Raw genomic sequence first — 19,033 nt, 5'->3', positions numbered from 1 at the left:
CCGTCCACTGAGCCAGGTAGCGGTCGGCCAGGGCCTCCGCGTCGATCTCGGTCATGTGCGTCTCCTTACCGGGTGAGTGGTCCGCCCCCGTCCGGGGACGGGGGCAGAGGCACGAGGCGCTGCTCGAAGAGGGCCGGGCGCGGATCAGTCGATGCCGGGCAGGATGTGCGGCTCGGCCAGATCGTCCTCGTAGCCGGCCAGCCTGATCGGTGCCGACCTTGCCCAGACCTCGATGTTCCGGAGCTTCTCGGGCCGGCGGGCCCGCTCTCCGGTCATCTCGGTCGGGCGCGTCTCGGTCTTGGTCATGTCAGGTGTCACCGCGGACTCCTTTGTGTCGCGTAACCCCGGGCGGTGGCGACGCTGCGGCTGTGAGAACCGTGCCGACCACCCCCTGCGGGGCAGGGGCAGAAACAGTTCGGTCGCGGTGGCGCCGGTACGGGGTGGGACGGCGGGCTGCTTACAGACCTGTCCCAGGACGGCCGAGGACGTTTCGTGGATCCCTTGGTGGCGTCCGTTCATCCCAGACTAACCAAATGAGCGCCGCCGCGCTCGACAGAACGTGTGGCCTGGGTCACTTTCAGCCAACAGAACGGCGGCGGCCCCGCTGTCCGCGGGGCCGCCGCCGAGCCATCTGTCATCGCAGGTGGCGGGAGGGGCTGACGAGTCCGGAGGTACGGAGCCTGCCGAAGGGGGTCACCAGCCGGCAGGGGCGTAATCCTTCAGGAAGCAGCCGTACAGCTCCTCGCCCTCCTCGCCGCGCACGATCGGGTCGTAGACCCGCGCGGCGCCGTCGACGAGGTCCAGAGGGGCGTGGAAACCCTCCTCCGCAAGGCGGATCTTGTCGGGGTGCGGCCGCTCGTCCGTGATCCAGCCGGTGTCGACGGCCGTCATCAGGATGTGGTCCTTCTCGAACATCTCCTGGGCGCTGGTGCGGGTCAGCATGTTCAGCGCCGCCTTGGCCATGTTGGTGTGCGGGTGTCCCGCGCCCTTGTACCCGCGGCCGAAAACGCCCTCCATCGCGGAGACGTTGACCACGTAGGCGCGCTTCGCCTCGGTCCTGGCCATAGCCGGCCGGAGCCTGCTGATCAGGATGAAGGGCGCCGTGGAGTTGCAGAGCTGGACCTCGAGGAGCTCGATCGGCTCGACCTCCTCGACGGTCTGGATCCAGCTGTTCGTGTCGTGCAGGTCCGGCACCAGGCCGCCCGCGTCGATCGCGGTGCCCGCGGCGATGCGGGCCGGCGAAGCGGATCCGGTGACCAGCGCCAGGTCGGTGACGTCCTGGGCACTGAGCCCCTGGCCCGCCTTGCGGGCGGCAGGCAGGGCAGCCACCCGGTCGACGGTGCCGCTGCCGAACGTCCCGATGACCTCGGCGGCCGGCAGTTCGCCCGCGGGCAGCGGCGCGGACTCCGCGCTCAGCAGCTCGCTGTAGGCCTGGGGGGAGCGGCGGACCGTCTGCGCGGCGTTGTTGATCAGGATGTCCAGCGGCCCCTCGGCGGCGACCGAGTCGGCGAGCGCGACGACCTGGGCCGGGTCACGGAGGTCGATGCCGACGATCTTCAGCCGGTGGATCCACTCGTCGCTGTCCGGCATCGCCTTGAAGCGGCGGATGGCGTCGTTGGGGAAGCGTGTGGTGATCGTGGTGTGGGCCCCGTCGCGCAGGAGCCGCAGGGCGATGTACATGCCGATCTTGGCACGGCCACCGGTGAGCAGGGCCCGGCGGCCGGTGAGGTCGGTGCGGGCGTCGCGCCGGCTGCGGTTCTCCTTGGCGCACTGCTGGCAGAGCTGGTGGTAGAAGGCGTCCACCTCGACGTAGCGGGTCTTGCAGATGTAGCAGGACCTGGGGCGCTGGAGTATTCCCGCGATCTCGGCGGTGGCCGAGGAGGACGGGAGGACGCCCTGCGTCTCGTCGTCGATGCGCTCGGCCGAGCCGGTCGCCGTGGCCTCGGTGACGGCCTTGTCGTGCGCGGTCTTGGCGGCGCGACGCTCCTGGCGGCGGCGCTGCTTCACGGTGCGGTAGATGCCCGCGGTGGCCCGGCGCACGGCGACGGCGTCGGGGTGGTCGACCTCGATGGTGTTCAGCTCGTCGAGCACGCTCAGGCAGACGGCCAGCCGCTCCGGGTCGATACCGGGACCGAACTCGTCGATACCGGGAGCGAACTCCTGGCTGTCCTCTGTCACCGTCATTGCCGTTCCTCTGTCACTCGTCACTCATGCCGTTGCCGGGTTTCGGTGGGGAGTGATCCGGCCGGGAGCCGGCGAGGGCAGGCGCGCACGGGCGGAATGCCCCGGTCAAGTCTGCCATGAGTCGGGCGTTGGTCAGTTCGGTCCTGTCCCCCGCCCGGCTTCGGCGGAGAGCGGGGTGGCGATGGACTCGAGGGACTTCTGCTCGGCCGCCACCGCGAAGAAGTACGCGACCGTTCCCGCGGCCACCATGAGGCCCGCTCCGATACAGAACGCCAGCACGGTGTCCCCCACCACCCCGCTCGCCGTCAGGTCCGCGAACACCAGCGGTCCCGTGATACCTCCCGCCGCTGTGCCCACGGCGTAGAAGAACGCGATCGCCATCGCCCTGGTCTCCATCGGGAAGATCTCGCTGACCGTCAGATAGGCGGAGCTGGCACCGGCGGAGGCGACGAAGAGGACCAGGCACCAGCAGCCGGTCATGGTGACGGCCGTCAGCAGGCCGGCGCCGAAGAGCCACGCCGTGGCGAACAGGAGCAGCCCGGAGAGGATGTACGTCCCCGCGATCATCGGTTTGCGCCCCACCGTGTCGAAGAGGCGGCCCAGCAGCAGCGGACCCAGGAAGTTGCAGAAGGCGATGACGGCGAAGTAGTAGCCGGTGGCGCCGCTGGAGACGTCGAAGAACTTCACGAGGATCGAGCCGAAGCCGAAGGTGATGGCGTTGTACAGGAATGCCTGGCCGATGAAGAGGGCCAGTCCGAGGACGGCCCGTTTGGGGTACGAGCGGAAGACGGTCCGGGCGATCAGCCCGAACCCGATGCTCTTGCGCTGCCGTACGGTGATGGGCGGCTCGGCCGGGGGCAGAGTCCTCCCGGTCTCCGCCTCCACCTCTTGTTCCACACCGTCGACCAGCCGCTCCGCCTCGGCGTCGCGCCCGTGGATGAACATCCACCGCGGGCTCTCCGGCACATGACGGCGCACCAGCAGGATGACGAGCCCGAGGACCACGCCCAGCGCGAAGGTGAGCCGCCAGCCGATGTCCTTCGGGAAGATGTCGGTATTGAGCGCGAGCACGGAGAGCAGGGAGCCGGCCACGGCCCCGAGCCAGAAGCTGCCGTTGATGATGAGGTCGACGCGGCCCCTGTACTTGCTGGGGATCAGTTCGTCGATGGCCGAGTTGATCGCCGCGTACTCGCCGCCGATGCCGAAGCCCGTCAGGAAACGGAAGAGGAAGAACCACCACGCCGAGAAGGAGACCGCCGTGAGCGCGGTGGCCGCCAGATAGACGGCGAGGGTGATCAGGAAGAGCTTCTTGCGCCCGAAACGGTCGGTGAGCCATCCGAAGACCAGCGCGCCGGAGCAGGCACCCGCCACGTACAGCGCGGCGGCGATGCCGGTCACCTGGGCGTCGGTGATGGCCAGTCCGCTGCCGTCCTCGGACAGCCGGCTGGCGATGTTGCCGACGACCGTGACCTCGAGGCCGTCCAGGATCCAGACCGTTCCCAGGCCGATCACGATCATCCAGTGCCAGCGCGACCAGGGCAGCCGGTCCAGCCGCGCGGGGATCCGAGTCGTGACAGTGGGTCCGTCTGCCGTGCCGGTGTCGCTCATGAGACCTCCTCAGCTTCCGGAACCACAGGTGCCCGGAACGAGGCGTGACTCACACATCGGCCGTGAACACCGACGAAAAGCACCCGTGCGCTCACGGATCGTTACATCTGACGGCCCCGTCCGGCCCGTTCACACCTTTCCGGGAAAATCTTCGGAACTCGGTGGCATTACTTCCGGATCTCGGGGCATGCGCCCGTCACTGCACCGGACACCAGGGAGGGCGACACCATGACGGCCATGTCAGTGCGAACCACCGAAGCGATCGGCAGCGCGGCCACGCGCTACGAGGAGGCGGGCGCGGTTTCCGACTCGGCCGAGCTTCCGTGGATCGAGGACGCCGGCAAGGTGGCGCCGCAGGACGCCCGGGCCATGTCGAAGCTCTTCTTCGACCGGCTCCAGGTCCTCGAGGAGGGGACGCACGAATACCAGTACGCCCGCAACACCCTGATCGAGATGAATCTCTCCCTCGTGCGCTTCGCCGCCTCGCGGTTCCGCAACCGGGGCGGTGACGACACCGAGGACATCATCCAGGTGGGGACGATCGGCCTGATCAAGGCGATCGACCGGTTCGACCTGTCGCGAGAGGTCGAGTTCGCGACCTTCGCGGTGCCGTACATCGTGGGTGAGATCAAGCGGTTCTTCCGCGACACCACCTGGTCCGTGCACGTGCCGCGACGGCTGCAGGAGCTGCGGGTCGAGCTGGCCAAGGCCAAGGAGCAGCTGTCGGGGAAGCTGGACCGTGACCCGACGGTCGCGGAGCTCGCCGCACATCTCGATCTCCCCGAGGAGGAGATCATCGAGGGCCTGGTCGCGGCCAACGGTTACTCGGCGGGCTCGCTGGACACCCCCAACGCCGACAGCGAGTCGGGCGGCGACCAGCGCGCCTACGCCGATCTCCTGGGTGACGACGACCCGGGGATGGAGAGCGTCGAGAATCTTCACACCCTGGCTCCGCTGCTGCGGCAGCTGGACGACCGGGAGCGCAAGATCGTCCGCATGCGCTTCGGCCAGGAGATGACGCAGGCGCAGATCGGCGCGGAGCTCGGCGTTTCCCAGATGCATGTATCGCGCCTGCTCAGCAGGATCGTCCAGCGCCTGCGCGCGGGCATGAGCGTGGAGGCCTGACGCACGGAGTACACGGATTGACCGAGGCCCGGCCGAGTGCCGGGCCTCGGTCACATATGCTTCACGCCGATACGGCTGTGACTGTACGTGCCGTCCGTCAATAGGGGGTGGAGTGTGACCGACTCGTCGCTGGACACCTCTGCACGTGTGCAGCAGACCAATGCGATCCCGCAGCAGCACAGGGCACCGGCCGGTGCCGACACGTCCGTCTGGGACGTCGACGCGGTTCTGCTCCTGGTCGAGGACGACGCCGGAGACGCACTGCTGGTCGAGGAGATGCTCACCGACAGCGAGCTGGAGGCCCCGCTCACGTGGTGCAAGACGCTGGCCGAGGCGCGGCGGTTCCTGCTGGCCTGCGAAACGTCCGTCTGTGTCCTGCTGGACCTGCACCTGCCCGATGTGAACGGCCTTGATGCCGTCCGTCAGCTCGTCGAGTCCGCCCCTGACGCGGCCGTCATCGTGCTGACGGGCCTGGACGAGTCGGAGACCGGACTGTCCGCGGTCGCGCAGGGCGCCCAGGACTACCTCGTCAAGGGCCGGATCGAACCCGAGGTGCTGGGCCGTGCGATCCGCTACGCCCTCCAGCGCAAGCACGCCGAGCGGTCGGCCTCCGCGATGCGCACCAGCCGGCTGATCGCCCAGGAGAACGCCCGTCTGGAACGTGCGCTGCTGCCGATTCCGCTGCTGCTGGACGACAGCTTCCAGGTGGCCGCGCGCTACGAGGCCGGCCGTGCGCACGGCCTGCTGAGCGGCGACTTCTACGACGTGGTCCAGACAGCGGACGGCGCGGTGCACGCGGTGATCGGCGATGTGTCGGGGCACGGCGCCGCGGAGGCCGCCCTGGGTGTCTGTCTGCGGGTCGCCTGGCGCACGGCCGTACTGACCGGCGTCACACAACTCGAGAAGACCGGTCTGCTGGAGGGCATACTCGTCGCCGAGCGGTCGGATCCGCATGTGTTCGCCACCGTGACCACGCTCGTGTTCCCGCCGAGCCGGGACAGGGTGCTCGTCGCGCGGGCCGGTCATCCCGGGCTGCTGGTGCGGCACGGCACGGACGTCGCCTGGGTGGAGCCCGAGCCCGGCATGGCCCTCGGAGTGCTGCCCGGCGCCGGCCGCTGGACGATCACGGAGCTGGAGCTCTCCCCCGACAGCGAGCTCGTTCTGTTCACCGACGGTCTCTTCGAGGGGCGTACGGGTCCCAAGTCCCGGCTGGGCGAGGAAGGGCTGCTGGCCATGGCGGGCAAATACGGCGCACTCGAACCCCGTGCGTTCGTCGACGCGCTGGTCGCCGAGGCCACCGAGGGCGCCTCTCCGTACGGTGGGCTGGCCGACGACGTCGCCGTCCTGCACCTTGGCTGGAAGGATGACGCATGAGCTCGAAGGAACCGGCGGTCGGTACGACCGGCCCGATATCCCGGCTGTCGGTGCAGAACTGGGTCCATCTGATCCTGGCCGGCTTCGTGCTGGTGGTCTGCGGCTGCCTCGTCGTGGGAGGGCTCGTCCTCTCCCGTATCTCCGACCGGACCACCGATCTGGTGGACCGCATCCAGCCCGCCCGCTCCGCGTCGTTCCAGCTGCAGAACTCGCTCCTCGACCAGGAGACCGGCGTACGCGGTTTCGCGCTGACCGGGGACGCCTCCTTCCTGGATCCCTACGAGGAGGGCAGGCAGGCCGAGAAGGTACGGCTGGCCCAGGTGCGCTCGCTCATGGGGGACGAAGAGCCGTACGCCGAGGACCTGGACCGGCTCGAGCGGGCCTCCCAGCAGTGGCGGACCCTCCGGGCGGAGCCGCTGATCGCCGCGGTGCGGGCGAGCGGGCCCGCCGGTGAGTCCTCGGCGCCGATCAGGCGCAGCAAGGCGGACTTCGACGCGTTGCGCGTTCTCTACACCACCCAGCAGAGCCACCTGGACGACGCGCGTGACCTCTCCCGCGCCGAGCTCGATGACGCGCGCACCACGCGGGACCGGGTGCTCGTCGCTCTGGTCGCCGGCTTCGTACTGGCCGTCGTGGCGCTGAGTCTGCTGCTGCACCGCGTGGTGGGCCGGCCGCTGAGCAGGCTGACGGCGGCCTCGATGAAGGTGAGTTCCGGAGCGTTCACCGAAAGGATCCAGGTCCGCGGCCCATCGGACGTCAGAGCGGTGGCCGCGGCGGCCGAGGACATGCGCAGGCGGCTGGTCGCGGAGCTGGCCGAGACCCAGGAGCGGGAGACGCTGCTGGACGAGCAGACCACGGAGCTCCGCCGGTCCAATTCCGAACTGGAACAGTTCGCCTACGTGGCGTCGCACGACCTCCAGGAGCCGCTGCGTAAGGTGGCCTCCTTCTGCCAGCTGCTGGAGAAGCGGTACAGCGCGCAGCTGGACGATCGCGGCCGGCAGTACATCGACTTCGCGGTCGACGGCGCCAAGCGGATGCAGGTGCTCATCAACGACCTGCTGACCTTCTCACGGGTGGGCCGGGTGCAGCAGAGCTGGAAACCCGTGGACCTCGACGCCGCCCTGGACCGGGCGCTGGCCAATATCACCCTGGCGGTCGAGGAGTCCGGAGCCGTCCTCGTACGCGAGGATCCGCTGCCGGAGCTGCTCGGTGATCCGACGTCGCTGACCATGGTGTGGCAGAACCTGGTCGGGAACGCGGTCAAGTTCCGTCGGCGTGACGTGCCGTGCCGGATCACCGTCACATGTGTCCGTGAGGGCGACGACTGGCATCTGACGGTCGCCGACAACGGCATCGGGATCCCGCCGGAATTCGCGGACAAGGTGTTCGTCATCTTCCAGCGCCTGCACGCCCGCGACGAGTACGAGGGCACCGGGATCGGGCTCTCGCTCTGCCGCAAGATCATCGAATTCCACGGTGGCCGGATCTGGCTGGACCCGGAGCCGGCCGAGGGCACACTGATTCACTTCACCCTGCCCGTCCTGCCTGAGGCACCCACGCACACCACGGCGGAGCTCCTCGCCCCCGCCCTGCTCACCCCCCGGTCGGGAGACCCGCTGTGAACGACGCCGTCAAGCCCATCGAAGTCCTGCTCGTCGAGGACGATCCAGGCGACGAACTGATGACCCGGGAGGCCTTCGAGGACAACAAGATCCGCAACACCCTCCATGTGGTCCGCGACGGACAGGAGGCGCTGGACTTCCTGTACCGCCAGGGTGAGTACGGCGACGCGCCGCGCCCGGACCTGGTCCTCCTGGACCTGAACCTGCCGAAGTACGACGGCCGCCAGGTGCTGGAGCGGATCAAGACCGACCCGGAGCTGGCGCTGATCCCGGTCGTCGTCCTCACCACATCCTCGGCCGAGGAGGACATCCTCCGCAGCTACAAACTGCACGCCAACGCCTATGTCACCAAGCCTGTCGACCTGGAGCAGTTCATCGGGGCGGTGCGCCAGATCGACGATTTCTTCGTGAGCGTGGTCCGGCTGCCCCGGCGCGCGTAAGATCTGCAGGGATCTCCCTGAGTGGGATCTCTCGACGCGGGTAGACGAACGGCGAGAAGAGGTCCACGACCTCCCCTGCGGCGCCTTGGCTGGAGCACATGAACGAACAGGCCACCTCACGGCCGGACGACCCGTTCCAGGGGTCACCGTCCACGGAGGTTCTGCTCACCGCCGAGGTGTTCGACGGCGAGCCCGGGTGCATCGCGCAGGCCCGGGCGCTCGCCGACCGTTTCCTGGCACGGCTCGTGGCGGAGTGGCTCGCGGTCCTCGGTGAGCACACCCGCAGTGATCTGATGCTGGCGGTCAGCGAGCTCATCACCAATGCGGACCGCTACAGCCACGGCCCGTACCTGCTGGAGCTGGAGGGCGACGCGCGGCGCATCAGCGTCACGGTGTACGACAGCAGCACGGCGCTCCCGGTGCTCTACTCCCCCGACCCGGCCCGTCTCGGCGGTCACGGCATGGAGATCGTGGTCGCGCTCTGCGACCGGGTCACGGCGGAGCGGGTGCCCGTCGGCAAACGCATCCGCGCCGAGTTCATGCTCAGTACCTGAGCGTCCTCGACGACGGCACGTGCCCCCGGTCCGGGGCGACCGGGCATTCCGCTCGTCCCGGCCGCGTGGTGCGCCGCTCCGACGGCATGGTGCCACCTTCCCGGTGAACTTCTGAGCCCTCGGGCGAGGCGGACTACCGTCGGGAGGAGGACCCTGGAGGGATGGACGTACTACCGGAGCAGTACGCCGAATCGCCGCCTCAGGGACGACGACGCGGAGGCTCCGACGGGACATCGTGGTGTACATGAGTTCCCTCGCGCTTTCCGTGCTGCTGTCACTGGTCTCCGCGGTCGCCTACGCGGCCGGGGCGATCGTCCAGGAGCACGTGGCCGCGGCCGGTGACAGCCGCCCGTACGCACCCCTTCGCAACGCCACCTGGTGGGTGGCTGTGGCGCTCAACGGTGTGGGAGCGGTGCTGCACGTCGTGGCGCTGGCGTACGGGCCGCTCAGCCTCGTGCAGCCCCTCGGTGCCCTGACTATCGTCTTCGCGCTGCCGATGGCGGCTCTCTTCGTCCGCCGCAGGGCGGGACGGACGGCGTGGCGCGGGGCCCTGATGGCCACGGTGGGTCTCGCCGGGCTGCTGGCCCTCACGGGGAGCGCCGGGTCCCACACGCTGGCCGGTCCCGAGCAGCTGATGCTCGCGGCCGGGACGTCCGGTGCCGTGGTGGTCCTCCTGGTCCTCGCCAAGGGGCTGCACCGGCCGATGCCGCGCAGCGTGGTGCTGGCCGTCGGGGCCGGTGTCGCCTTCGGTATGGCGTCGGTGTTCACGAAGACCGTGGCCGTGGAGTGGACCTCCGGCTCGGTGACGTCCGGATTGCCGACGCTGCTGGTGATCGCGGGGCTCGCAGCCGCGGGGCTGCTGCTCTCCCAGGCCGCGTACCGGGGTGCCGGGCTGACGGCGCCGCTGGCGACGGTCACCGTGGTCAACCCGGTCGTGGCGGCCGCCGTGGGCATCACGATGTTCGGGGAGCAGTTCCGCTACGGCATGACGGGCACCCTGCTCGCCCTCGGCTGCGGTGCGCTGGCGACGGCCGGTCTGGTGCTGCTGACCACGGAGCGGGTGGGAGCTGAGCGGCGTACGGCGGAGCGGGAGGAGTCCGGGGAGCGTACGCCGGGGGGAGAGGGCGCCACCGACGTGCCTCATGCCGTGGTGCTGCCGGAGCCGGCGAAGCCCGCGACCGCGCAGGGGACGGCGGCCCTGCCGGACCCGTTTCCCGCCCCGACGGCGCTCTCCCTCCCGCTGACGCTGCCGTTGGACCACGGGGGCGGGCGCGTGGAGTTCGGCGGCGGCCGGCCCGCCGCCGGCTCTGCTCACCGGGGTGACTTAGGAGGCCGCCGGGCGGGGGCCGTTCAGACGCTGACGCCGCCGGCCCTGAGGTAGGCCAGGGGGTCGATGTCGGATCCGTAGCCGGGGCCGGTGCGGATCTCGAAGTGCAGGTGCGGGCCGGTGCTGTTGCCGGTGGATCCCGATCGGGCGATCCGCTGGCCGCTGCCGACCTGCTGTCCCTCGCGCACGTGGAGCGAGGAGAGGTGGGCGTACTGGCTGTACTTTCCGTCGCTGTGCCGGATGACGATCTCGTAGCCGTAGGCGCCTGCCCAGCCGGCGGAGACGACCTTTCCGGAGGCCACGGCCTTCACGGAGGTGCCGGTGGACACCGGGAAGTCGACGCCCGTGTGGTAGCCGCTGGACCATGAACCGGCCTGGTGGTACGGCGTTCCGGTGCGGGCCGACACGGGGGCGGTGAGGGCGGACCGCGGCTTGGACGCCTTCTTCTCGGGCTGGGCCGCGGGCTTCGCCGCCGGCTTGGGCCGGGCCTTCTCCGTGGCCTTGGGGGCGGCCGTCCTGGGCGCCGTCTTCTCCGTGGCCTCGGGTTCGGCCTCGGTCTTGGGCTTGGCCTTGGGAGCCGTCTCCTGCTGCGGGGCCGCTTTCCGCTTCGGTGCGGCTGCCGGGGGTGCGCCGGCCACGTCGAGGGTCAGCCGCTGCCCCGGGAGGATGAGGTCGGGATCGGCACCCACCACGGTGCGGTTGGCGGCGTACAGCCGCTGCCAGCCGCCCTGCACCCGTTCGGCGGACGCGATGCCGGAGAGGGAGTCACCGCGTGCGACGGTGTACGACTCGCGCTGACCGGGTACGGCGGTGGGCGACGCCTTCGCCGTACCGGTGTCGGGGGCGGCCTTCTTCGGCGTGCCGGACTTCGGTGTCCTGTCCTGCACTGTCGTCTCGACGGCGACCTGGCGCTGTGACTGAGGGGTGATGCCGGGTGCGTCGCTGCCCTGCTTCAGCCCCGCCCGCACGGAACATGTCGGCCAGGCTCCCGGTCCCTGCCCGCCGAGCACCTTCTCGGCGACGGCTATCTGCTGGTCCTTGGTCGCCAGGTCGGCCCGCTCGGCGTAGGCGGTGCCCCCGTACGCCGCCCAGGTGGAGCGGGTGAACTGGAGGCCGCCGTAGTAGCCGTTACCGGTGTTGATGTGCCAGTTGCCGGTCGACTCGCAGGCGGCGACCTTCTCCCACACATCGGTCGAGGCAGCTCCGGCCGAGGCAGCCGTGAGCAGCGGGAGCGCGATGCCCGCGCCTCCCGCCGTCACCGTGAGCGAGGCACGGTTGAGCCGGCTGGGCTGGTATCTGCGGTGCCGTCCGTTCGCGGCCATGATCAGGCTCCCCCACTGCAGTAGGACACGTCGCAAGCGGCCAACTTATGGGCATACAAAGGGCGGTGACAAGTGAACAGTCGCCACACACCGCCCGCACGCCCCGGCGCACACCCCAGGGGCCGGGGCGGCGCCCGCCGTCCGACCTCTGCGACCCCCTCAGGAGAGCGCTCTATCCGGCCGCCCTCTGATGCTATAAAGGCCCTCATGACGGATGCTCTCCGATCCCCCGGTGCGGCGCCCACCCTGGAGGACGTGGCGCGGGCGGCCGGCGTCTCGCGCGCGACGGTCTCGCGGGTGGTCAACGGGGTGCGCAACGTCGACCCGGCGATCCAGGAGGCCGTCCGGCAGGCGGTCTCGGTCACCGGCTACACGCCCAACCGCGCGGCGCGCTCCCTGGTCACCCGGCGCGCGGGCGCCGTGGCGCTGGTGGTCTCGGGCGCCGGGGTGGAGCCGGAGGGCGAAGAACCCGCCGGGGAGGGGTCCTTCACCTCCCAGGTCTTCGCAGATCCGTTCTTCGGCCGGGTGGTGGCCGGAATCGTCGACTACCTACGGCCGCGCGGGATGCACCCGGTGCTGATGTTCGCCGAGACATCGCGGGCCCGGGACGAGGTGGTGGCCTATCTGCGCCAGGGCAGCGCCGACGGGGCACTGATCGTTTCGACCCACCCGCAGGACCCGCTGCCCGGCCTGATCACTGACGCCGGACTGTCCGCCGTGCTGTTCGCGCGCCCTGCCCTTCCGGCACGGATCAGCTATGTCGACCTGGCCCACCGGGACGGGGCCCGGCTGGCCGCCGAACACCTGCTGGCGCGCGGCTGCCGCCGGATCGCCACGATCAGCGGGCCCCTGAACGTCCCTGCGGGCCAGGAGAGGCTCGCGGGCTTCCGGGATGCGATGGCGCAGCACGGGCACGCCGACGTCCCGGTGGCCGAGGGACTGTTCACCCAGGAGAGCGGCGAGGCCGCGATGGAGCGGCTGCTGGCCCGGCACCCCGCCCTGGACGGCGTGTTCGCGGGCAACGACCTGATGGCGATGGGTGCGTGCCATGTACTGCGGGAACACGGCAGGCGGGTGCCCGAGGACGTCGCCGTGATCGGCTTCGACGACAGCAGTGCCGCGTCGGCCTGCCGCCCGCCGCTCACGACGGTGCGGCAGCCCGTGGAGGACATGGCGGCGGAGATGGCCGGTCTGCTGCTGGACCGGCTGGCGGCACCGGACCGGCCCACGACCTCGGTGATCTTCGAACCGGTGCTGGTACTGAGGGACTCCGCCTGAGCGGCCTGCTCCCCTGTCCGGTCCGGGTCCTGTCGTGTCCTGTCCGAACGGCAGCGGCCCGCCGGGTGGTATCCGGCGCGGTCAGTCCGCCACCGTCCGGCTGCGGCCCGTCGCCGGGCGGGGGCCCGGAGCCGGGGTGGTCGCCCGGAGGGGCTGGGGCGTGGGACGGGTGCCGCCGCGTGCCAGGAAGTCGGACAGGGGCAGGGTCGCCGCGCCCACCGTGACCGCGTCCGGGCCCAGGTGGCCCAGGTCGATCGCGGTGCGGGCGACCGCGTGATCGAGGGCGTACTCCTGGACGTACCTGCGGATCGCCGGGAGCAGATGAGGGCCGATGAGCAGGCCCGCCCAGCCGCCCAGCAGGATGCGTTCGGGCAGGAAGAGGTTGACCAGGTCGGCCAGGGCCGCGCCGAGGCACTCGGCCGTCTCGTCCAGGATCGAGACCGCCACCGGGTCCGGGGCGGCACCGCCGCGCCCCGGGTAGGCGGCGGCGAGCAGTGCCGCGAGGGCGGTCTCGTCGTCGGCGTCCGGGGGCAGCGGTCCGCCCGCCTCCTGCCAGCGCTCCCGCATGGCCTCCGCACCGGCGTACGCCTCCAGGCAGCCTATGGAGCCGCAACGGCACCGGCGGCCCCGTAGCTGCACGGTGGTGTGACCCCACTCCAGGGCCGCGTTCGAGAGGTCCTCGTCGAGGATGTCGCCCCGGTTGACGCTCGCCCCCACCCCGGAGCCGATCAGGGCGACAGCTGCCGCGCCCGCGCCCCTGCCGCCACCGAACCACATCTCGGCCTGACCCAGCGTCTTCGCGCCGTTGTCGATGAAGAACGGCACCTCGGGCTGCACCTCCACGGCCTCGCGGAGCAGCCGCTCGAAGGGGACGGCACTCCATCCGATGGTCTGACCGTGCACCACCGCTCCCGGGCCGCCGGCGGCCTCCGGGGCGTCGCGCTCGATGATCCCGGGCACCCCGATGCCGATGCCGAGCAGCATGCGGGGGTCGGCGCCCGCGTCGCGCAGGACGTCGGCAACGCCCGACCGGACATGCCCGACGATGCGCTCCACGTCGTAGCCGTGCTGCGCCAAGAGGCGGTCGGTACGGGCCAGCTCCGTCAGTGAGAGGTCGAAGAGCTCGACGCGCACCCGGGTCTCCCCGATGTCGATGCCGACGAACAGCCCTCCCCCCGGAGCGGTCCGCAGCAGGGTGCGCGGGCGCCCGCCGTCGGAGTCGACGATGCCCGCCTCCTCCAGGAGCCCTTCGGAGGCCAGCTCGGCGACCACGTTGCTGATGGATCCCGAACTGAGCCCGGTCGCGGGTCCCAGCTCCTGACGGCTCAGCGGGCCGTCGAAATACAACCGTTGCAATACCCGCGCCCGATTGCCCCTTCGCAGGTCACGCACGGTCCGTCTGCTGCGCTCAGCCATGTTGCTCCCTTCGCCCCGGCAACATACCCCGGCCCCGGCTCTTGACGCGCACTTTCTTCACCTCTTAAATCACATCTTAAATTAAGAGCGGAAGGGTCGTTCGGATCCCGAACCGCGCCCTCCCCGGAAAGGGGCCACCTTTCATGCGTCACCTCAGAGCCGCAGCAGCCGTCACGCTCGCCATGTCCGTCGCCGTCGGAGTCACCGGCTGCGGGGGCGGGACGTCTTCGGGCGGCGGCAGCAACGAGTCGCCGAAGACCCTGACGTACTGGGCGTCCAACCAGGGGCCGAACATCGAGGCCGACAAGAAGATCCTCACTCCGGAGCTGAAGAAGTTCGAGAAGGAGACCGGGATCAAGGTGAAGCTGGAGGTCGTCCCCTGGGCCGACCTGCTGAACCGCATCCTCGCCGCCACCACGTCGGGGCAGGGCCCGGACGTACTGAACATCGGCAACACCTGGACCGCGTCACTCCAGGCCACCGGCGCGCTGCTCCCCTGGGACGACAAGAACTTCGAGGCGATCGGCGGCAGGGACCGCTTCATCGACTCGGCGGTCGCCTCCGCCGGCAAGGAGGGCGAGCCTCCCGCCGCGGTGCCGCTCTACTCCCTGTCGTACGCCCTCTACTACAACAAGAAGATGTTCGCCGACGCGGGCATCACGACGCCGCCGGCCACCTGGGACCAGCTCGTCGAGGACGGGAAGAAGCTCTCCAAGGACGGCAAGTGGGCCCTGGGCGCCGAGGGTTCCAACCTGTCCAACAACATCCACCAGACGTTCGTCCTGGGGCAGCAGCACGGCGCGGACTTCTTCGACGAGGAGGGCAAGGCGGACTTCACCTCGGACGGTGCCGTCGCCGCCGTGAAGCAGTACGTCGACTTCATGGCGAAGGACAAGATCATCGCTCCGGGCAACGCGGAGTACGCCCAGAACCAGTCGTTGACGGACTTCGCCAAGGGCCGGACGGCCATGGTCCTGTGGCAGGCCGCCGCCACCACCTTCGCCGCCCAGGGCATGAAGCCCGAGGACTGGGGTGTGGCCCCCGTCCCCGTTCCGTCCGGTGCGCCGGGCGAGGGCAGGCAGACCAACTCCATGGTGGCCGGCATCAACATGGCGGTGTTCAAGAACACCAAGAACATCGACGGCGCGAAGAAGTTCGTGAAGTTCATGACGAGCGACGAGGAACAGAAGATCCTCTGCAAGACCTACGGATCGATACCGCCGGTCAAGGCCGCCCAGTCCGATCCCGCGTTCGCCGCCCCGGAGCTCAAGGTCCTGCGCGACACCCTCGCCAACAGCGCCGCCCCGCTCCCCCAGGTGCCCAACGAGTCGCAGTTCGAGACAGCCGTGGGCACCGCGGTCAAGGAGCTGTTCGCGGACGCCGCGGCCGGCACACCCGTCACCACCGACTCAGTCAAGGCGCGCCTCGAAAAGGCCCAGCAGACGATGCAGCAGTGAGGCTCTCTCCATGACCGCCACCGTGACCACCGACCCCGGAGTCGACAAGTCGGCCAGGGGTTCGAACCGGGGCAGCGGGGGTGCGCGGCGCCGGATGCCGCGCATCCCCGACCGGATCCGCCGCGGCGGACTGCCCTACCTCCTGCTCCTCCCGGCCGTCCTGCTCGAACTCCTCATCCATCTGATCCCGATGATCACCGGCATCGTGATGAGCTTCCGTCAGCTCACCCAGTTCTTCATCAACAACTGGGGCGCGGCGCCCTGGACGGGTCTGGAGAACTACGAGATCGCCGTCGACTTCGACGCGCCGATCGGTGAGGCCCTGCTCCAGTCCTTCTTCGTCACCTGTGTCTTCACCTTCTTCGCCGTAGGTCTCGCATGGCTTTTCGGAGTGGCCGCGGCGATCATGCTCCAGGAGAACTTCCGGGGCCGCGGCTTCCTGCGGGCCGTCTTCCTCGTCCCGTACGCCCTGCCGGTCTACGCGGCGGTCATCACCTGGGCGTTCATGTTCCAGCGGGACAACGGGCTGGTCAACCACGTGCTGCACGACCAGCTGGGTCTGACCGACCAGCCGTCCTTCTGGCTGATCGGCGACAACAGCATCTACGCGCTGATCATCGTCTCGGTCTGGAAGGGATGGCCCTTCGCGTTCCTCATGCTGATGGCGGCGCTCCAGAACATCCCGCGTGAGCTGTACGAGGCCGCCTCGATCGACGGTGCGGGCATCTGGCAGCAGATCCGCAAGATCACACTTCCCTCGCTGCGGCCCGTCAACCAGGTGCTGGTGCTCGTGCTGTTCCTGTGGACGTTCAACGACTTCAACACGCCCTACGTCCTCTTCGGGAGGGCGGCTCCGGAAAACGCGGACCTCATCTCGGTCCACATCTACCAGTCCTCGTTCGTCACCTGGAACTTCGGGACCGGCTCCGCGATGTCCGTGCTGCTCCTGCTCTTCCTCCTGGTCGTGACCGCCGCCTACCTGTTCCTCACCTCACGCGGAAGGAAGGGTTCCCGTGCCTAGCCGCACCGCCCGGTCCCCCATGGCCGCACCCCGGTCCTTCCTGTGGACCCGCCGCGTCGTCCTGACCCTGCTCGCGGGCTTCGTCCTGCTGCCGGTCTACGTGATGATCAGCAGCTCCCTGAAGCCGCTCCAGGACGTGTCGGGGAAGTTCCGGTGGATCCCCCAGGATCTGACCGTCCAGCCGTACTTCGACATCTGGGAGACCGTCCCGCTCGCCAAGTACTTCGTGAACTCGCTGATCGTGGCGGGCTCGGCGACCGTCTTCTCGGTGGTGATCGCGGTGTTCTCGGCCTATGCCGTGAGCCGCTACAGCTTCCGCGGCAAGCGTGTCTTCACCGTCACGGTCCTCTCCACCCAGATGTTCCCGGGGATCCTCTTCCTCCTCCCGCTGTTCCTGATCTTCGTCAACATCGGCAACAGCACCGGCCTGGCTCTGTACGGCTCGCGGGGCGGGCTGATCCTCACCTATCTGACGTTCTCGCTGCCCTTCTCCATCTGGATGCTGATCGGCTACTTCGACTCCATCCCCAGGGACCTGGACGAGGCCGCCATGGTGGACGGCTGCGGCCCGATCCGCGCCCTCTTCCGGGTGGTCGTGCCGGCCGCCGTGCCGGGGATCGTCGCGGTGTCCGTGTACGCGTTCATGACGGCGTGGGGCGAGGTGCTGTTCGCCTCCGTGATGACGAACGACGCCACCCGCACCCTCGCGGTGGGGCTGCAGGGTTACGCCACCCAGAACGACGTCTACTGGAACCAGGTCATGGCCGCCTCACTCGTCGTGAGCGTGCCCGTGGTCGCGGGATTCCTGCTCCTGCAGCGCTACCTCGTCGCCGGACTCACCGCGGGAGCCGTCAAGTGACCGTTACGGAAAGGCAGCCAGTGAACGACCTCAGTGCTCTCCCCCACGACTTCACCTGGGGGGTCGCCACCGCCGCGTACCAGATCGAGGGCGCTGTGGCCGAGGACGGCCGCTCCCCGTCGATCTGGGACACCTTCTCCCACACTGCGGGCACCATCGACAACGGTGACACCGGCGACGTGGCCTGCGACCACTACCACCGGGTCCCGGAGGACATCGGTCTCATCAAGCAGCTCGGCGCGGGCGCCTACCGGTTCTCCGTGGCCTGGCCCCGCGTCGTGCCCGGTGGCGACGGCCCGGTGAACAAGGCCGGACTCGACTTCTACGACCGGCTGGTGGACGGCCTGCTCGAGGCCGGGATCACCCCGTTCGCCACGCTCTACCACTGGGATCTCCCGCAGGTGCTCCAGGACCGGGGCGGCTGGACCGTACGCGAGACCGCCGAGCACTTCGCGGCGTACTCCTCCGTCGTCGTCGAGCGCCTCGGCGACCGGGTGAAGGACTGGGCGACGCTCAACGAGCCCCTCTGCTCGGCGTGGATCGGCCACCTCGAGGGGAGGATGGCGCCGGGCCTGACCGATCTCACGGCGGCCGTGCGTGCCTCGTACCACCTCCATCTCGGCCACGGTCTGGCAGTGCGGGCGATCCGCGCGCTGTCCCCGGACGCCCGCGTCGGCATCGTCAACAACCTCAGCCCGATCGAGCCCGCGAGTGACAGCCCCGCCGACCTCGCCGCCGCGGTCCGGGCCGACGGCCACATCAACCGGTGGTGGCTGGACCCGATACACGGCCGGGGCTACCCGCAGGACATGGTCGACCTCTACGGCGTCGAACTCCCCCTGCGCCCGGGCGACCTGGAGACCATCGCCGCGCCGCTGGACTGGATCGGGCTGAACTACTACTTCCGCCAGATCGTCACCGCCGACGCGCACGGCCCCGTCCCGCACGCCCGGCAGGTACGACTGCCCGGCGCCCGGGAGACCGCCATGGACTGGGAGGTCCACTCCGAGGGCCTGGAGCAGCTGCTGCTGCGCCTCACCGAGGAGTACGGGGCCCAGCGGATCTACGTCACCGAGAACGGCTCGGCCTACCGTGACACCGTCCGGCCCGACGGCTCGGTGCACGACCCGGAGCGCACGCGCTATCTGGAGGAACACCTCGCCGCCTGCGCCCGCGCGGTACGCAAGGGCGCGCCCCTGGCCGGCTACTTCGCCTGGTCGCTCCTGGACAACTTCGAGTGGGCGTACGGCTACGACAAGCGCTTCGGCCTGGTCCACGTCGACTACGCGACCCAGCGGCGCACCGTCAAGAGCAGCGGGCGGCGTTATGCGGAGCTGATCCGCGAGCTCTCGGGCGGCAGGCCTCGCGAGGTGGTCTGAGCCCCTTCCCCGGGCGACGGCCAGCGCCCCCGGACACAGGCAGCCCCACCTGCCGGTGTCCGGGGGC

General features: G+C 69.9%; 16 protein-coding genes. 11 read left to right on the top strand and 5 right to left on the bottom strand.

What is annotated here, in order from left to right; translation table 11 throughout:
- Positions 1 to 144 precede the first annotated feature (144 nt).
- The 3 genes from AB0P41_RS33435 to AB0P41_RS33425 form a co-directional block, all read right to left on the bottom strand.
- The gene (locus AB0P41_RS33435; RefSeq protein ID WP_365935878.1) at positions 145 to 318 is read right to left on the bottom strand and encodes a hypothetical protein; all 174 of its coding nucleotides are present in this window, start codon (positions 316 to 318) and stop codon (positions 145 to 147) included.
- A 375-nt stretch (positions 319 to 693) separates the two neighbouring features.
- A complete protein-coding gene (locus AB0P41_RS33430; RefSeq protein WP_356714611.1) occupies positions 694 to 2,184 on the bottom strand; it encodes an SDR family NAD(P)-dependent oxidoreductase in 1,491 nt (496 codons plus the stop codon).
- Positions 2,185 to 2,316: 132 nt separating this feature from the next.
- Positions 2,317 to 3,792, bottom strand: coding sequence for an MFS transporter (locus AB0P41_RS33425; protein WP_356714610.1), 1,476 nt, complete (start codon positions 3,790 to 3,792; stop codon positions 2,317 to 2,319).
- A 228-nt stretch (positions 3,793 to 4,020) separates the two neighbouring features.
- Here AB0P41_RS33425 and AB0P41_RS33420 point away from each other — a divergent pair, with 228 nt between their 5' ends.
- The 6 genes from AB0P41_RS33420 (at position 4,021) to AB0P41_RS33395 (ending at position 10,288) form a co-directional block, all read left to right on the top strand.
- Positions 4,021 to 4,917 carry an RNA polymerase sigma factor SigF gene (locus tag AB0P41_RS33420; protein WP_356714609.1) on the top strand — a complete coding sequence of 299 codons (897 nt, stop codon included), beginning with the start codon at positions 4,021 to 4,023 and terminating at the stop codon, positions 4,915 to 4,917.
- Between the two features lie 147 nt (positions 4,918 to 5,064).
- Positions 5,065 to 6,291, top strand: a complete 1,227-nt coding sequence (locus AB0P41_RS33415) for a fused response regulator/phosphatase (protein ID WP_365935877.1) — start codon at positions 5,065 to 5,067, stop codon at positions 6,289 to 6,291.
- Positions 6,288 to 7,913, top strand: coding sequence for an ATP-binding protein (locus AB0P41_RS33410; RefSeq protein WP_356714608.1), 1,626 nt, complete (start codon positions 6,288 to 6,290; stop codon positions 7,911 to 7,913). Before AB0P41_RS33415 ends, AB0P41_RS33410 begins: the two co-directional genes overlap by 4 nt.
- A complete protein-coding gene (locus AB0P41_RS33405; protein WP_356714607.1) occupies positions 7,910 to 8,353 on the top strand; it encodes a response regulator in 444 nt (147 codons plus the stop codon). Before AB0P41_RS33410 ends, AB0P41_RS33405 begins: the two co-directional genes overlap by 4 nt.
- 98 nt (positions 8,354 to 8,451) lie before the next feature.
- A complete protein-coding gene (locus tag AB0P41_RS33400; protein ID WP_356714606.1) occupies positions 8,452 to 8,907 on the top strand; it encodes an ATP-binding protein in 456 nt (151 codons plus the stop codon).
- 244 nt (positions 8,908 to 9,151) lie between these two features.
- The gene (locus tag AB0P41_RS33395; protein ID WP_356714604.1) at positions 9,152 to 10,288 is read left to right on the top strand and encodes a DMT family transporter; all 1,137 of its coding nucleotides are present in this window, start codon (positions 9,152 to 9,154) and stop codon (positions 10,286 to 10,288) included.
- Here the strand turns inward: AB0P41_RS33395 and AB0P41_RS33390 are convergent.
- Entirely contained in the window at positions 10,258 to 11,556 is a 1,299-nt protein-coding gene (locus AB0P41_RS33390; RefSeq protein WP_356714603.1) for a transglycosylase family protein, read from the bottom strand. The two genes, AB0P41_RS33395 and AB0P41_RS33390, sit on opposite strands and share 31 nt — an antisense overlap.
- A gap of 207 nt (positions 11,557 to 11,763) precedes the next feature.
- Between AB0P41_RS33390 and AB0P41_RS33385 the strand changes: the two genes are divergently transcribed.
- Positions 11,764 to 12,834, top strand: a complete 1,071-nt coding sequence (locus AB0P41_RS33385) for a LacI family DNA-binding transcriptional regulator (protein WP_365935868.1) — start codon at positions 11,764 to 11,766, stop codon at positions 12,832 to 12,834.
- An 81-nt stretch (positions 12,835 to 12,915) separates the two neighbouring features.
- Here the strand turns inward: AB0P41_RS33385 and AB0P41_RS33380 are convergent, their stop codons facing one another.
- A complete protein-coding gene (locus AB0P41_RS33380) occupies positions 12,916 to 14,250 on the bottom strand; it encodes an ROK family transcriptional regulator (RefSeq protein WP_356714601.1) in 1,335 nt (444 codons plus the stop codon).
- A 143-nt stretch (positions 14,251 to 14,393) separates the two neighbouring features.
- Between AB0P41_RS33380 and AB0P41_RS33375 the strand changes: the two genes are divergently transcribed.
- From AB0P41_RS33375 to AB0P41_RS33360, 4 genes are read left to right on the top strand one after another with little or no spacing between them, the layout of a single operon-like run.
- A complete protein-coding gene (locus AB0P41_RS33375) occupies positions 14,394 to 15,707 on the top strand; it encodes a sugar ABC transporter substrate-binding protein (protein ID WP_356714600.1) in 1,314 nt (437 codons plus the stop codon).
- 10 nt (positions 15,708 to 15,717) lie between these two features.
- Positions 15,718 to 16,728 (top strand): sugar ABC transporter permease, encoded by a 1,011-nt coding sequence (locus tag AB0P41_RS33370; RefSeq protein WP_356714599.1) that lies wholly within the window; start codon positions 15,718 to 15,720, stop codon positions 16,726 to 16,728.
- 19 nt (positions 16,729 to 16,747) lie between these two features.
- A complete protein-coding gene (locus tag AB0P41_RS33365) occupies positions 16,748 to 17,587 on the top strand; it encodes a carbohydrate ABC transporter permease (protein ID WP_356714617.1) in 840 nt (279 codons plus the stop codon).
- 20 nt (positions 17,588 to 17,607) lie between these two features.
- Positions 17,608 to 18,966: a GH1 family beta-glucosidase gene (locus AB0P41_RS33360; protein WP_365935866.1), complete on the top strand. Its 1,359-nt coding sequence runs from the start codon at positions 17,608 to 17,610 to the stop codon at positions 18,964 to 18,966.
- Positions 18,967 to 19,033: the final 67 nt, after the last annotated feature.

It is taken from the genome of Streptomyces sp. NPDC079167 (assembly GCF_040686735.1).
In the GTDB taxonomy this organism is placed as follows: domain Bacteria; phylum Actinomycetota; class Actinomycetes; order Streptomycetales; family Streptomycetaceae; genus Streptomyces.
The sequence above is the reverse complement of the archived record's forward strand: the minus strand, read 5'-3'. Positions and strand labels throughout refer to the sequence as shown.